Below are 15,002 nucleotides of genomic sequence, written 5' to 3' on the forward strand. Positions count from 1 at the left end.
CCTGCCACACCGGCGGGCGCTTGCCAATGGCTGTTGACGTGTAAATGGTGCGCCGCGGTCCACAGCAAGCGGACTGGTGTTTTGGCGACCCGCACGGCGCTGCCAAAGCGCGGCGATGTGCCTGATCCCGATGCAAAATCGGCTTTGACAAAATTCAATTCTGTCTAAATGGTAAGGTGCATTCGCCAGACAACGCGCTATGTTTCCAGCATGCAACCTGCATTTGCCGCTGATGCAGCCGGCATGTTCGGTCCGGATCCTGGTCGTGCCGGCGAGACGCGTCATGTGCCGTTTTCGTCCGCGCCTATCTGAAAGATGAGAATTTGAAACTCTGGAAACAATTGCTGCTCTCCCTGCTGCTGCTCGCCGTCGCTTTTGTCGGCTGGTCCTGGCTTTACCCCGGATCCCATGACGTGCTCGCCCGCAACGGGCTCGAGCGCATTTCACTCTTCGCACCGGCGGAGGGTGAGGCCAAGAGCAATGCGGCCGCCGCGCCGGGCGCTGCCGGGCGGGGCAGGGGCCGTGGCCCGCGTGAGGCGCTGGTGATCGTGGCGCCGGTCGGCGAGGGCCTGGTCAATGACAAGCTGACCTCGATCGGCACCGGTCAGGCGGTCCGTTCGGTCTCGGTGAAGACCCTCGTGGCCGGCCAGATCGCCGAAATCCCGGTGCGCCCGGGCGGCAAGGTCGAACGCGGTGACGTGCTGATCCGGCTTGATGCCGCCGAGGAAGAACTGGCGGTCGAACGCGCCAGGCTGACGGTCAATGACGCCAAGGCCAAGGTTGACCGGCTGCAGAGCCTGGTGGCAAGCCGCGCCGCCTCCAGTGTCGAGGCCGATCAGGCGCAAAACGCCTTTGAGGCAGCCCAGGTTGCGCTCAAGGAAGCCGAGCTCGATCTGTCGCGCCGCACCGTGACCGCACCGATCAGCGGCTCGCTCGGCATTCTGGCGGTCAATATCGGCGATTATGTCACCAGCCAGAGCGAAATCGCCAGCATTGATGACCGCAGCGAGATCCTGATCGAATTCTTCGTCCCCGAACGTTTCACCTCGGGCATGCAGGTCGGCAAGCAGGTCACGGCGGTGGCGATTTCCCGCCCGGGAGAAGTCTTCGAAGGCGAGATCTTCGCCGTCGACAACCGCGTCGACCAGGCCAGCCGCACCCTGCGTGTGCGCGCCCGCATCGCCAATAGCGATGACAGCCTGCGCGCCGGCATGTCGTTCGAAGTCACTGTCGGCTTCGAGGGAGAACGCTGGCCCGCCGTCGATCCGCTGGCGATCCAGTGGGATTCCACCGGCTCCTATGTCTGGCGCGTTCAGGACAGTGAAGCCAGCCGGGTCAATGTCACCATCATACAGCGCAATGCCGAAACCGTTCTGGTCAGGGCGGATCTCGCTGCCGGCGACGAGGTGGTCACCGAAGGCGTCCAGAGCGTGCGTCCCGGCGCCGAAGTGCGCGTGGTTGGCGGTTCGGCCAGGCCCGGCGCCGGCCAGGAACCGACCGCCCAACGCATGGCGCCTGACACAACAAAGGCCGGAGATGGCGCATGACGGAGCGCGACGAAACCCCTCTCGACCAGTCTGAAGCCAACGGCGCGATGGAAACCGGTGGCGGCACGGCGCTGATGGTGCGCCGGCCGGTGCTGGCCATGGTGATCAGCCTGCTGATCGTGGTCGCCGGACTGGCCGGTCTCTACGGAGCCGAAATCCGTGAACTCCCCGATGTCGACCGTCCGGTGATCACCGTGACGACGGACTTTTCAGGCGCCGCGCCTGAAACCGTCGACCGCGAATTGACTGCAGTTGTCGAAGGCGCGGTGGCGCGTGTCTCCGGCGTTGCCTCGATGTCGTCGACCTCGACGCTTGGGCGCAGCCGGGTGACTATCGAGTTCACCGAAAGCACCGATCTCAATGTCGCAGCCTCCGATGTCAGGGATTCGCTCGGTCGCGTGACCAACAACATGCCCGACGGCGCCGATGATCCCCGCATCGTCAAGGCCGACGCCAATTCCGATCCGGTCATGCGTCTGGCGGTGACCTCGGATCGCTATGATGTCCAGGACATGACCATCCTGGTCGAGGACCTTGTGGTCGACCGGCTGGCGGCCGTCCCAGGTGTCGCCGACGTCAATGTCTATGGCGACCGGGAGAAGGTCTTCCGTGTCGATATCGACCCCTCGCGGCTGGCAGCCTTCGGGCTGACCCTTGCCGATCTTCGCAGCGCGCTGAGCAATGTGGCGCTGGATGTGCCGGCGGGTTCTCTGACGGCAAGGACATCCGACATCGTGGTTCGCGCCACGGCGGATGTCACCACGCCCGAAGGCTTTGAAAATCTCTACATCAATGACCGGGTGAAATTCCGCGATGTCGCCACCGTGACGCTGGGCGCCAATCCGGGGGAATCCTCGTTGCGCGCCAATGGCCGCACCGGCATCGGCATCGGCATCATCCGCCAGGCCGCCTCCAACACCCTGGAAATCTCGCAAGGGGTCAAGACTGCCATCGGCGGCATTCAGGCCATTCTGCCCGAAGGCGTCGATATCCGGGTGACCAGTGATGACGCCACCTTCATCAGCGGCGCGATCGACGAAGTGCGCTCGACGCTGATCCTGGCAGTGCTAATCGTCATCGCCATCATCTTCCTGTTCCTGCGCGACTGGCGGGCGACGCTGATCCCGGCCGTCACCTTGCCGGTCTCGCTGATCGGCGCCTTTGCCGCGATCTGGCTCGCCGGCTTCTCGGTCAACATCCTCACCCTGCTGGCCCTGGTTCTGGCCACCGGCATGGTTGTCGATGACGCCATCGTCGTGCTCGAAAACATCGTCCGCAAGCGCAATGAGGGCATGGGCGTGCGCGCCGCGGCCGTGATGGGCACCGGGGAAGTATTCTTCGCCGTCATCACCACCACCGCGACGCTTGCCGCCGTCTTCATCCCGATTTCGTTCCTGCCGGGGCAGGCGGGCGGATTGTTCACCGAATTCGGCTTCGTGCTGGCCTTTACGGTGATGATTTCCAGCGTTGTCGCCCTGACCCTGTGCCCAATGCTGGCTTCGCGCCTGATCAAGCGGCGCGACATGAGCGCCGAAGGCGGCAGGCAGAGCGCCTTCGTCACCCTCGGCCAGCGCATGTCGCGGGGCTATGCGGCGCTGTTGCGGCGCGCGCTCGATGCACCGCTGATCGTCGTGGTGATTGCGCTGCTGACCGCCGGATCGGCGCTGGCTCTGCTGGGTTCGATCCCGCAGGAGCTTACCCCGCCGGAAGACCGGGCCCTGGCCCTGATGCGGATTTCGGCGCCCCAGGGCGTCAGTCTTGATTACACCCGCGCCCGGATGACCGAAATCGAGCGCCTGGTCGAGCCGCTGCGCGAAAGCGGCGAAGTCCAGAACATCTTTGCCATTGCCGGCAATGGCGGCTCGGCCAATTCCGGCTTCATGGTGCTGGCGCTTGCACCCTGGGGCGAGCGCGAACGGCCCCAGGCCGAGATCGTCGCGGATCTCAACCGCGCCGTCTCCACCGTGCCGGGCCTGCGGGCATTCGCCATCCAGCCCAACAGCCTCGGCATCCGCGGCGCCGGCAACGGCCTGCAATTCGCCTTTGTCGGCAACAATTACGATGAACTGGCCGACGTTGCCCAGGAGATGGTCGACAAGCTCGAGCAGGACCCGCGCTACAGCCAGATCCAGCTGTCCTATGAAACCACCCAGCCGCAGATCTCGGTGCAGATTGACCGCGCCCGCGCCTCCGATCTCGGCGTCGACATCGATGGACTTGCTCAGGCCCTGCAGGCGCTTCTCGATGGCAGCGAGGTGGCGCAGGTGTTCATCGAGGACCGGTCCTATCCGGTCAAGCTGATGTCGACCACCAATCCGATCAATGATCCCACCGATCTGGAGTCGATCTATCTCAAGGCCGGCGATGGCCGCATCGTGCCGATGTCGACCATCGCTTCGCTGACCGAGAAAGCCGTCGCCCCCGACCTCAGGCGCGAAAGCCAGATGCGTTCGGTCTCGATCACCGCCGGCCTGACACCCGGTTTTGCGCTGGGCGAGGCCTGGTCCAATGCCGTCGAACTCGCCGAGCCGCTGATGCCCGGCGGCGTGCGCATCGTCCCTCTCGCCGAAGCTGCAACCCTGGACCAGTCGTCCAACGACATGCTGATCACCTTCGGCATCGCCATCATCGTGGTGCTTTTGGTGCTGGCTGCCCAGTTTGAAAGCTTCGTCAGCGCCTTCATCATCATCTCCACCGTGCCGCTCGGGCTGGCCTGCGCCATCTTTGCCATGGCGTTCACGGGAGGGTCGCTCAATGTCTACAGCCAGATCGGCCTTGTGCTGCTGGTCGGCGTGATGGCCAAGAACGGCATTCTGATTGTCGAATTCGCCAACCAGCTGCGCAACAGCGGCATGGATATCCGCGAAGCGATCGAGGAAGCCTCCAACATCCGCCTGCGTCCGGTGATGATGACGATGATTTCCACCGTGCTCGGCTCGGTGCCCCTGCTGCTGGCCTTCGGTGCCGGTGCGGAGGCCCGCGTCGCGCTTGGCTGGGTGATTGTCGGTGGCCTGGGCCTGGCCATGATCGCCACCCTGTTTCTGACCCCCGTCGCCTATCTGCTGCTGGCCCGCTTCGCCACGCCGTCGGCTGAAGAGGAACGCCGTCTCGACAGGGAACTGCGCGAGGCCGATCACATGGCCAGCCGTCGCGCCGGACAGCAGGAACTCTCTCCGGGCGAATGATCTTTTGCGAAAAAAAGGCACGCATTGATCATGCGTGCCCTTGATGTGAAGTGAGGCCGGTTCAGCCGCGCTTGAAAACGCGCTTGCCCAGGGTGATCACTCCGAGCAGGACCAGGCCGACCGCAAGGCCGAAAATACCGCTGATCAGGGCTTCCGTCGCCCAGCCGAGGAAGCCCGAGGCGAAGGCCACGGCTTCGCGCACGGCAGCCGAGGAATCTTCGACCAGATGGCCGAAAAACGTGATGCCGAAACCTTCCAGGCCGTGAATGATGATCGAGCCGCCGACCCAGAGCATCGCCGCGGTGCCAATGCTAGCGACGGTTTCCATGAAGGTGGGCATGCCGCGCACGATGGCGCGGCCAAGGCTGCGCGTCGCGTCGAAATAGGCGCCCTGCGCCATTTTCAGGCCGACATCGTCGGCTTTGACCAGAATGGCGACGCTGCCATAGACGAGGGCCGTGATGCCCACGGCCACAACGGCCAGCACCATGGCTTCCATCCACACTGTGCCGGATTCGATCGAGGACAGCGCAATCGTCATGATCTCGGCCGACAGGATGAAATCGGTCTTGATCGCGCCGGCGACCCGCTGCTTTTCCAGATGCGCATGATCGATCGGGTTGTCGTCATAGACGGGAAGCGGTTCGGGATGGAAGAAATGCCAGATCTTTTCCGCCCCTTCAAAACACAGATACCCGCCGCCGATCATCAGCAGCGGTGACAGCAGCCAGGGTGCGAAGACGTTGAGCAGCATGGCAATCGGCAGCAGGATGACCAGCTTGTTGAACAGCGAACCCCGCGCGATCTGCCAGACGATGGGCAATTCGCGGGCCGCCGGGAGGCCGGTCACGTATTTCGGCGTCACAGCCGTGTCGTCGATCAGGATGCCGGCTGTCTTGACGCCGACCTTGGCGGCTTGCGCGGTGACATCATCCAGTTGCGCTGCTGCCAGCTTGGTCAGTGCTGCGACATCGTCCAGAAGGGCAAGCAGTCCGCTCATGATTCACTCTTTCAATCCATGTCCGGCCGGTCAGCCGGGGCAACGGTTTCGCTGGTCACAGCCGGGTAGCCGATGCGCCCGGCGCACACAACCCCTCGAAAACCGGGGCCAATCGAGCAACAGTTAGGCCGCGAACTTGCGAAGTCCATACGCGTTTGGCAAGGCCCTGTCGGATTCGGCCACAGATTTGCATGGTGCAGGCGCGGTGGAGCCGCGCTTTGAATGCAAGAAATGGGGAAAGCGAGGGGAGAAACGGGCGCGGCGGGGACGGCCGCGCCACCGGCGCCACGCACCTGATCCAGGAGGCGCGCGCCGGTATTCGGTTTACCTGACAGTGACGACGATCTTGCCCACGGCATGGCCATCGGCAAGCTTGTCATAGGCCGCAGCAACATCGGCCAACTCGTAGCTGCTGTCGATCACCGGCTTGACGATGCCCTTGTCGATCAGGGCGCTCAGTTCGCTCAGCTGCGCGCCGTTGGGCGACATGAAGAACCATTCGAAGCGGACGCCGTGCTTTTCGGCCAGATTGTTTGTATCCTGTCCCTTGATCGAGACCAGGACGCCGCCCTTTTTCAGCACGCCGAAGGAGCGCTCCATGGTTTCGCCGCCCAGCATGTCGAACACGACGTCGTAATCGGACACGCTGTCCTCGAAGTTTTCGGTCCTGTAATCGATCACCTCGTCGGCGCCGAGCGAGCGCACCAGATCGGCATTGCCGGCGCTGGTGGTGGTGGCGACATGGGCGCCGATATGCTTGGCGATCTGGATTGCCAGCGTGCCAACACCGCCGGAACCGGCATGGATCAGGATCTTCTGCCCGGCCTTGAGTGCGGCCTTGTCGACCAGCGCCTGCCATGCCGTCAGCCCGGCCAGTGGGATCGACGCCGCTTCGGCGTGGCTGAGGCCGGCGGGCTTCAGGGCCAGTTCATCGGCCTTGATGCGGGCGACTTCCGCCAGTGATCCCGCATCGTCCTGGTTGGGGCGGGCATAGACCGCGTCCCCCAGCTTGATGCCCGCAACATTGGCGCCGATCTTGCTGACAACACCCGAGACGTCATAGCCCATCACATGCGGGAAACTCAGCGGGATGATGTCCTTCATCTGTCCGGCGCGCACGATGTTGTCGATCGGGTTGAGGCTGGCGGCATGCACCTGGATCAGCACCGAATCCGCGTCCAGAACCGGGTCCGGAACGTCTGCGATTTCGACGTCGGTGGCGTAATTGTTGATGATGGCGGCTTTCATGCGGTCATTCCTTTCGTGAACCGGCCGCGCCGCGTCATCGGACATTTGATGCGCGGCTGCCGTCACTCGTGTTCATTCAACCCCGGACCTCGGCCCGGCGCCGTTCGCCGGGGAAGGGCGGCGCCGGGAGGGGCCGGGACTGATCCGGTTCCGTCGTTACCGGGTCGGCCCGGAGACTGCGGAACTGGGGCGGATGGCGGTCCGCGTCAATGGGAATGACATCATCGTGATGGGGCCTGAGCCTATTTGGCGTCCGGTGCCAGGCAGTCCCGGATGGAACCGGCCATGCCGCGGATCACCTCGAAATAGAGCTCCGGACCGTCTTCCAGCGCAGCACCGAGCGGATCGATCGTGGCGGTTCTGGCATCGCTGCCCTCGACCACCACATCGATCAGCCGGCTTTCGAATTGCGGCTCGGCAAACACGCAGGTGGCCCCGAGCTCGGCAATCTTGTCGTGGATCGCGGAAACCCGTTCGGCGCCTGGGCGCACTTCGGGATTGACCGTGACCGAACCGGCCGCCGAGATGCCGAAGCGTTTCTCGAAATACTGGTAGGCGTCGTGGAAGACGATGAATCCCTTGTCATGAACCGGCACCAGGCTGGCGGTGATTTCGCTCACCAGCCCGTTGAGCTGCTTTTCGACCCTGGCGGCATTGGCGGCATAGGCGGCGGCATTGGCCGGATCGGATTCGATCAATGCTTCGCTGATGGCGCCGACGAAGATCTTGGCGTTCATCGGGTCCAGCCAGACATGGGCGTCAAATCCGCCATGCGCATCATGGTCTCCGTGGTCGTCATGCTTGTCATGGTCGTCATGGGCCGCATGGCCATCGGCGTGATCGTCCTTGTCGTCATGATGGGCAGCTTCGTGCCCGTCGTGATCATCATGGCCATCGTCATCGTGCCCGGCATGGCCTTCCTCACCGTCGTGATCCTCATGCGCATGCGCTTCAAAGGCTCCGCCGGTCCGGAACGGAAGCTTGACCAGCCCGTCGCTGTCCATCAGTTCGACGACGCGGGCGCGCGCGCCGATGGTCTCGATCGGCTTTTCCAGGAAGGTTTCGAGTTCATGGCCGATCCAGAACACCAGATCTGCATCTTCAAGCGCTGACGCCTGGCTCGGCTTCAAGGCATAGGAATGCGGCGAGGCAGCGCCCGAAACGATGAGGTCGGGGGTGCCGACACCCTCCATGACCGCGGCGACCAGCGAATGGACCGGCTTGATCGAGGCAACCACACGCGGTTCGGCAAGGCTCCCGGTCGCCAGCGCCGGTGACAGGGCGAGGGAAATGGCTGCGCTGGCAAGCAAACGGCGAAATGTCATCATGTCGTGTATCCTCGGTGATGTTATATGATTACATTGTTGTGTAATGCTATAACGTGTGGCATATCTTGCCGCAAGACAGAAACGCGATTTTTCCTGGATTCCTTTCCGTGGCTACCAACACGCCTCTCATATCGCTCACCCATGCGGGTGTGGAACGCGCCGGCCGGTGGCTGGTCCGCGGCGTCGATCTTGCCGTCAGCCAGGGCGAGATCGTCACGCTGATCGGCCCCAATGGATCGGGCAAGTCGACCACCGCGAAAATGGCGCTCGGCGTCATGAAGCCGGATGCCGGCTCGGCGCAGCGAGCGCCCGGCCTCAAGGTCGGCTATGTGCCGCAAAAGCTCTCGATCGACTGGACCTTGCCGCTGACCGTGGCGCGCTTCATGCACCTGACCGGCACGCCGACGGCCAACCAGGTCGACCATGCGCTCGCCGCCACCGGCATCGCCCATCTGGCGCAATCCGAAGTGCGCAATCTTTCCGGCGGCGAATTCCAGCGCGCCATGCTTGCCCGCGCCATTGCCCGCAAGCCCGATCTGCTGGTGCTGGACGAGCCGGTGCAGGGCGTCGATTTCACCGGCGAGATCGCGCTCTATGACCTGATCAAGCGGATCCGCGATGACATCGGCTGCGGCGTGCTGCTGATCTCGCATGACCTGCATGTGGTGATGGCGGCGACCGACCGGGTGATCTGCCTCAACGGCCATGTCTGCTGCCAGGGCTCGCCCGTCGCCGTGGCTTCGAGCGAGGAATACCGCCGCCTGTTCGGCGGCCGCGCCGATGCGACCCTGGCGGTCTACGAGCACAATCACGACCACACCCATCTTGCCGATGGAACCGTGCGCCATGCCGACGGCTCGGTGACCGAGCACTGCCATCCCGGCGACGGCCATCATGATCACGGCCATGATCACAACCATGGCCATGACCATGATCACGGCCATCACTTGCCGCCCGGCGCGCTCAAGCCCGGCACAGCATCAACGACAGGGGCAGGGGGCAGCAATGCTTGACGATTTCTTCACCCGCGCCATCGTCGCCGGCCTCGGCGTTGCCCTGGTCGCCGGGCCGCTCGGCTGTTTCATCATCTGGCGCCGGCTGGCCTATTTCGGCGATACGCTGTCCCATGCTGCCCTGCTCGGCGTGGCGCTGGCGTTCCTGCTCGAGGTCAATGTGACCCTGGCCGTCTTTGCCGTCTCGGCGCTGATCTCGCTGGCCCTGCTGGCCCTGCAGAAGCGCGCCACGCTGTCATCCGACGCGCTGCTCGGCCTGCTGTCGCATTCTGCGCTGGCGCTCGGTCTGGTGGCGCTGGCTTTCATGAGCTGGGTCCGCATCGATCTGATGGGGCTGCTGTTCGGCGACATCCTTGCCGTGTCGAAAACCGACATCGCCGTGATCTGGAGCGGTGGCATCGCCGTGCTGGGCGTGCTGGTGCTGATCTGGCGGCCATTGTTTGCCGCCACCGTCAATGCCGAACTGGCCGAGGCCGAGGGGCTCAATCCGGACCGGGCCAATCTGGTCTTCATGATCCTGATGGCCACCGTCATCGCCATTTCGATGAAGATCGTCGGCGTGCTGCTGATCACCGCCATGCTGATCATTCCCGCCGCCACCGCCCGCCGTTTTGCATCCGGGCCGGAGCAGATGGCGGTGTTTGCCTCGATCATCGGCATGCTGGCGGTGGTGCTGGGGCTGGAAGGCTCGCTCAACTGGGACACGCCCTCGGGACCGACGATCGTGGTTGCGGCGCTGGGGCTTTTTCTTCTCGCCATGTCGCCGCTGGGCGGACGTATCGCCAGCCTGGCAAAACAGCGGTCCGACCGCATCAACCGGAAAGGCAGCCTGTCATGAGTGAAGCGGTCCACTTCCATGGTCGCGACGCGGCCGATCTGACCAAGAACCAGTCCCTGGTGTTTGGCGCGCTTTCGCGCGCCGAGGGGCCCCTGTCGGCCTATACCATTCTGGACCAGTTGCGCGACGACGGTTTTCGCGCCCCGCTGCAGGTCTATCGGGCGCTCGACAAGCTGGTCGAGACCGGCATGGTGCACCGGCTCGAAAGCCTCAACGCATTCGTCGCCTGCCGCCATCCCGGCTGCGACAGCCACGAAACCATCGCCTTCGCCATCTGCGAGACCTGCGGCAAGGTCACCGAGATTTCCGACGAGGCGCTGGAAAACCGCCTGCGCCAGCTTGCCCGCGAAGACGGCTTTACCGTCAAGAAGGCGGTGGTTGAACTGCGTGGAGTCTGCGCCGGCTGCGCGTGAGGCGGATCGGGCACTGAGCCGGACGCCGGATGCCGCACGATCCTGATCGCCTTGACGAAGACGCGGCACGAAACCGCCGGCCCTTGCTGCACGGTGTCAGCCATGATCCCGCGCCGCTGCGGCCGTGAAGGGGATCAGGCCCTTTTCGTGACCGTGTATTTCGACGGGCCGATATTGGAATCCACGAATAGGCTGCAATCATTGTGGCGGTTGCTGTCCTTGTAGATCAGGGTATTGCCCTTGTCATAATGCCCGATCACCGGCGGCGGCGCTTTCAGGGTCATGGTGCCCTGCGCATCATTGGGCACGACCGGCGCTGTTGATGGAACATTCGGAAAAAAATCTCGACCACAGTGGCCGCCAGCTTGTCCGTTTGATTGTTGCGGTAAACAATGCCGCCTTCGACTTTTCTGGCCATAATATATCCTCCAATTATGTATTTAATACATGGAGACACTAGGTGAGTATCGAATTTCGGTCAACAATACACAGAATAACGGGTTTTCGCAGCGGGTACCGGCAGCGGTATTATTGAAAATTATCCAATCGCGCTTTTCCACTGGATCCGACGGACTGGCGGATCCAACAAGGCCGCCGTCGGCCCGGAACTGCCGGTCATCCTGGCGACAGGTGCAGTGTGTTAACCCGGTACCTGTAGTCAGGGTGTCTGTGATCGTATAGTTTTTCCAGCTATGCGTTTCTTTTGGAGAACTTGTCGGATGGTTCAAAGGTGAAACCGCTCAACCCGGATCCCGTCGCAAGAGCTTTCCAGCCGGTGATCGACGCCATGCGTGACGGCGTTGCCATCATGGCCCGGGATGGCACCATCCGGTGTGTGAATGATGTCTGGCGGCAGTTCAGCAGCGACAATGACGGCGACCCCGACCAGCATTATCTCGGCGGAAACTATCTCCACATTTGCCGCCGGAGCGCCGATCAGGGCGATCAGCTGGCAGCCGAGGTCGAGGCGGGGCTGATGCGGCTGTTTGCCGATGGACAGGATTATCGTGTCGAATATCCCTGTCACTCCGATACCGAAAAGCGCTGGTTCGAGATGGTCGCCTCGTCGCTCGAATTTGCCGGGGAACGCTTCGCGCTGATCACCCACCACAACACCACCAGCCGCAATCTGGCCAGGATAGAACTCAGCCATGCGGAGCAGAGCGCCCGCAATCTGGCGGCGATCGTCGCCACCATGCCCGATGCGGTGATCGCCTTCGATCTTCAAGGACGCATCACCAGCTGGAATGCCGCCGCCGAAAAGCTCTATGGCTATGATCGCGGCGGAATGGTCGGCCAGTCCATCGAGATGCTCTACCCGCCCGATTGGCCACGACGCGCGGCCGATTACATTGCGGAAATCGTCGCCGGCGAGCTCCAGCATTTCGACGTTACGCGGCAGACCCGTGCCGGCCTGCTGCGCACGATCGCTGTCACCGCCGCACCGGTTCGTTCCGCCTCGGGCGACATCATCGGTGCCTCGACCGTTCATCGCGATGTCACCGAAGAACGCAGGGCGGAGCAGCGGCTGCGCAGCATTCTCGACAATCTGTTTGCCTTTGTCGGTGTGCTGGAGCCCGACGGAACCCTGGTCGAGGCCAACCGTGCCCCGCTGGACGCCGCCGGCATCAAGGCCGCCGATGTCATCGGCAAGAAATTCTGGGATTGCTACTGGTGGAACTACACCCCGGAGATCCAGAACAGGGTGCAGGAATCCTGCGAGCGCGCCCGCAACGGCGAAACGGTGCGCTATGATGTCGAAGTCCGCGTCGCCGGCGGGCAGCTGCTGTGGATCGATTTCCAGTTGGCCCCGCTTCTCGATTCCGATGGCAAGATCGTCAACCTGATCCCGTCAGGGATCGACATTTCCGATCGCAAGTCGATGATGGCTGCGCTGAAAACCTCGCATGACACCTTCAGGAACATGGTGGCGGGGTCTCCCTTCGGCATCTACACGGTCGATGCCGATTTCCGTCTCGCCCATGTCAGTGACGGGGCGCAACCGGTTTTCGCCAATGTGCGCCCCCTGATCGGCCACGATTTTGCCGAAGCATTGCGGATCATCTGGCCTGCCGCTTTCGCAGAAGAGGCAATCAGCCTGTTCCGCCACACGCTTGAAACCGGAGAGCCCTATCACTCCCCCTCGACTATCGAACGCCGCCAGGACAGCAATGAGATCGAATCCTATGACTGGAAGATCGAGCGCATAACCATGCCGGACGGCCGCCCCGGCGTGGTCTGCAATTTTTACGATCTGTCCGAGCGGCAACGCTATGACGAGCATATTCGATACCTGATGCGCGAGGTCAATCATCGCTCCAAGAACCTGTTGACCGTGGTCATCTCGATGGCGCGGCAGACCGCCCGCGCCAGCCCGCCGGCAGAGTTCATTGACCGGTTCTCGCAACGTCTGTTTTCGCTGTCGGGATCACAGGATCTGATTGTGCAGGGCAATTGGGGCGGGGTCAGCGTCCGCGATCTGGTCCAGTCCCAGATCAAGCATCTCGGCGACGACATGCAGACCGATCGCTTCAGCATCGAGGGCCCGGAAATGGTCTTCACCCCGACTGCCGCGCAAGGCATCGGCATGGCGCTGCATGAGCTGTCGACCAATGCGCTGAAATACGGCTCCCTGTCCCGTCTTGGCGGAACCGTCTCGATCGACTGGGACACGCTCGACGAGGGCAAGGTCTTCCGCATCCGCTGGCATGAGCATGGCGGGCCGCCGGTGACGCTGCCGCAGGAAAGCGGTTTCGGGCGCACCGTGATCGAGCGCATGGCGGCGATTTCTGTCGGCGGCAAGGTCGACCTCGACTATGCCCCCACCGGCGTTAAATGGGCCCTGATCGCTCCGGTCGGCGAGGTGGTCCTGACCGGTGGCGCAGAACTGCTCAAATCCATTGGGGAGAGCTGAGCGGTGCACGCCCGCGCCGCCATTGCCCGCATTACTCCCCGTCATTCTCCTCCGGCGCCGTCACCCGGATCTCGCCGGCATGGGCCCGCGCAAATTCGGTTTTCAGGAACGCTTCGAGCAGCCTTGCGGGGAGCGTCACGGTCGCACGGTCGGCGTCGGGCAGGGCGTCGAAACGGCCGGCCTTGGAGCGCTTGCCATCGATCATGCCGCCGGCCACGGTGTTGAACGTGTCCGGATCAATCAGGATGAAGGCGCCGGTTTCCCGGTTGGTTTCGTAATTGTCGAAGATCGCCGTGTCTTCGAAATCGAGCTCGACCACGCCGATGCCGTTCATGGCGAGAAACGGCGCGTCATCCCAGTTGCCGGTGGTCAGGTCCAGCGCCGAGGTCGGGCGCACCATCACCCGCTGGCGGCGTGAGCCGGCCTTCAGCCAATAGCGTTTGCCGGGCACGATGCCGTCCAGCGACAGAGCCACCAGCCGGGCGTTGAAGGCGCGGCCGGTCTGCGGGCGCTGGTCGATGGCTGCGATCATGTCACCGCGGGCCACATCGACCGGACGATCGAGCACCAGCGTGATGGCGTCGCCATGCACGGCGGCGTTGCGGACCAGATCATAGGTGACGATGGCCTTGACATTGGCCTCGACGCCGGAAGGCAGCACCACGACGCTGTCGCCCGGCTTGATTGAGCCGCCGGCGACAGTACCCTGATAGCCGCGGAAACCTTCGCCGGGGCGCGAGACCCGCTGCACCGGTAGCCGGAAGCCGGTGGTCTGGCCGGTGCGCTGGGTGGCTTTTTCAAGCGCTTCGACCAATGTCGGGCCGGTATACCACGGCATCACGTCATCGCCGCGCAGCACGATGTTTTCGCCTTTCAGCGCCGAGACCGGAATGGCTGTGACCTGACGCACGCCGAGCGACAGCGCGATTTCGCGGAATGAGCGCGCGATGGCCTGGAACCCGGCCTCGTCATATTCGCTCAGATCGATCTTGTTGACCGCCAGAACGAACTGCCGGATGCCCATCATCGCCGCGATTGTCGCATGCCGCCGGGTCTGTTCCAGAATGCCGGCGCGGGCGTCAACCAGCAGCACGGCGAGATCGGCGGTCGAGGCGCCGGTGGCCATGTTGCGGGTATATTGCACATGGCCGGGCGTGTCGGCGACGATGAACGAGCGCCGGTCGGTGGCGAAATAGCGGTAGGCGACGTCGATGGTGATGCCCTGTTCGCGCTCCGCCTGGAGGCCATCGAGCAGCAGCGCGAAATCCGGCAGGCCGAGTTCGTTCTGCTTGCCGGTGGAATCGCGCCTGAGGGCCGCCGCCTGGTCTTCCTTCACCGCCTTGGTGTCCCACAGCAGCCGGCCGATCAGCGTCGACTTGCCGTCGTCCACAGAGCCACAGGTGATGAAGCGCAAGGGCCGGGCCTGGCGTCCGGCCTTTGCTGCCTGCGGGTCGGTGATGTGGGCGTCGTCGAGCGGCAGGGGCTGGGTGGCAGCGGAGGTAAGCGCGGTCATGTC

Annotated in this window: 11 protein-coding genes; 6 read left to right on the forward strand and 5 right to left on the reverse strand. The window is 63.4% G+C overall.

The window, feature by feature from the left end; all coding sequences use genetic code 11:
• Nucleotides 1–323: 323 nt before the first annotated feature.
• On the forward strand, nt 324–1,547 hold the full coding sequence (locus OEG82_RS09615) for an efflux RND transporter periplasmic adaptor subunit (RefSeq protein WP_267612226.1): 1,224 nt from the start codon (nt 324–326) through the stop codon (nt 1,545–1,547).
• On the forward strand, nt 1,544–4,732 hold the full coding sequence (locus OEG82_RS09620; protein WP_425497571.1) for an efflux RND transporter permease subunit: 3,189 nt from the start codon (nt 1,544–1,546) through the stop codon (nt 4,730–4,732). The genes OEG82_RS09615 and OEG82_RS09620 overlap by 4 nt, the downstream gene beginning before the upstream one ends.
• A gap of 61 nt (nt 4,733–4,793) precedes the next feature.
• On the opposite strand, the gene OEG82_RS09625 is transcribed toward OEG82_RS09620, so the two are convergent.
• From OEG82_RS09625 to OEG82_RS09635, 3 genes are all read right to left on the reverse strand, one after another.
• The gene (locus OEG82_RS09625) at nt 4,794–5,732 is read right to left on the reverse strand and encodes a DUF808 domain-containing protein (protein WP_267612227.1); all 939 of its coding nucleotides are present in this window, start codon (nt 5,730–5,732) and stop codon (nt 4,794–4,796) included.
• A 324-nt stretch (nt 5,733–6,056) separates the two neighbouring features.
• Nucleotides 6,057–6,980 (reverse strand): NADP-dependent oxidoreductase, encoded by a 924-nt coding sequence (locus tag OEG82_RS09630; RefSeq protein WP_267612228.1) that lies wholly within the window; start codon nt 6,978–6,980, stop codon nt 6,057–6,059.
• A gap of 242 nt (nt 6,981–7,222) precedes the next feature.
• A complete protein-coding gene (locus OEG82_RS09635) occupies nt 7,223–8,308 on the reverse strand; it encodes a zinc ABC transporter substrate-binding protein (RefSeq protein ID WP_267612229.1) in 1,086 nt (361 codons plus the stop codon).
• 107 nt (nt 8,309–8,415) lie between these two features.
• On the opposite strand from OEG82_RS09635, the gene OEG82_RS09640 reads away from it, so the two are divergent.
• Genes OEG82_RS09640 through OEG82_RS09650 form a run of 3 tightly spaced genes read left to right on the forward strand, consistent with a single transcriptional unit; the run spans nt 8,416 to nt 10,572 of the window.
• Nucleotides 8,416–9,321, forward strand: coding sequence for an ATP-binding cassette domain-containing protein (locus OEG82_RS09640; protein ID WP_267612230.1), 906 nt, complete (start codon nt 8,416–8,418; stop codon nt 9,319–9,321).
• On the forward strand, nt 9,314–10,159 hold the full coding sequence (locus OEG82_RS09645) for a metal ABC transporter permease (RefSeq protein ID WP_267612231.1): 846 nt from the start codon (nt 9,314–9,316) through the stop codon (nt 10,157–10,159). Before OEG82_RS09640 ends, OEG82_RS09645 begins: the two co-directional genes overlap by 8 nt.
• A complete protein-coding gene (locus OEG82_RS09650; protein ID WP_267612232.1) occupies nt 10,156–10,572 on the forward strand; it encodes a Fur family transcriptional regulator in 417 nt (138 codons plus the stop codon). The genes OEG82_RS09645 and OEG82_RS09650 overlap by 4 nt, the downstream gene beginning before the upstream one ends.
• A gap of 134 nt (nt 10,573–10,706) precedes the next feature.
• Here the strand turns inward: OEG82_RS09650 and OEG82_RS09655 are convergent, their stop codons facing one another.
• Nucleotides 10,707–10,856, reverse strand: a complete 150-nt coding sequence (locus OEG82_RS09655; protein WP_267612234.1) for a hypothetical protein — start codon at nt 10,854–10,856, stop codon at nt 10,707–10,709.
• Nucleotides 10,857–11,302: 446 nt separating this feature from the next.
• Between OEG82_RS09655 and OEG82_RS09660 the strand changes: the two genes are divergently transcribed.
• Nucleotides 11,303–13,486 carry a PAS domain-containing sensor histidine kinase gene (locus OEG82_RS09660; RefSeq protein WP_267612235.1) on the forward strand — a complete coding sequence of 728 codons (2,184 nt, stop codon included), beginning with the start codon at nt 11,303–11,305 and terminating at the stop codon, nt 13,484–13,486.
• A 31-nt stretch (nt 13,487–13,517) separates the two neighbouring features.
• Here OEG82_RS09660 and cysN read toward each other — a convergent pair whose 3' ends face one another.
• Complete coding sequence (cysN, locus tag OEG82_RS09665; RefSeq protein ID WP_267612237.1) at nt 13,518–14,999, reverse strand: sulfate adenylyltransferase subunit CysN; 1,482 nt, start codon at nt 14,997–14,999, stop codon at nt 13,518–13,520.
• Nucleotides 15,000–15,002: the final 3 nt, after the last annotated feature.

It is taken from the genome of Hoeflea ulvae (genome assembly GCF_026619435.1).
In the GTDB taxonomy this organism is placed as follows: domain Bacteria; phylum Pseudomonadota; class Alphaproteobacteria; order Rhizobiales; family Rhizobiaceae; genus Hoeflea; species Hoeflea ulvae.

Coding starts and splice junctions, on each gene's coding strand:
- OEG82_RS09620 (WP_425497571.1), top strand. CDS start 1,544: ATGACGGAGCGCGACGAAACCCCTCTCGACCAGTCTGAAGCCAACGGC.
- OEG82_RS09625 (WP_267612227.1), bottom strand. CDS start 5,732: ATGAGCGGACTGCTTGCCCTTCTGGACGATGTCGCAGCACTGACCAAG.
- OEG82_RS09630 (WP_267612228.1), bottom strand. CDS start 6,980: ATGAAAGCCGCCATCATCAACAATTACGCCACCGACGTCGAAATCGCA.
- OEG82_RS09635 (WP_267612229.1), bottom strand. CDS start 8,308: ATGATGACATTTCGCCGTTTGCTTGCCAGCGCAGCCATTTCCCTCGCC.
- OEG82_RS09645 (WP_267612231.1), top strand. CDS start 9,314: ATGCTTGACGATTTCTTCACCCGCGCCATCGTCGCCGGCCTCGGCGTT.
- OEG82_RS09650 (WP_267612232.1), top strand. CDS start 10,156: ATGAGTGAAGCGGTCCACTTCCATGGTCGCGACGCGGCCGATCTGACC.
- OEG82_RS09655 (WP_267612234.1), bottom strand. CDS start 10,856: ATGACCCTGAAAGCGCCGCCGCCGGTGATCGGGCATTATGACAAGGGC.
- cysN (WP_267612237.1), bottom strand. CDS start 14,999: ATGACCGCGCTTACCTCCGCTGCCACCCAGCCCCTGCCGCTCGACGAC.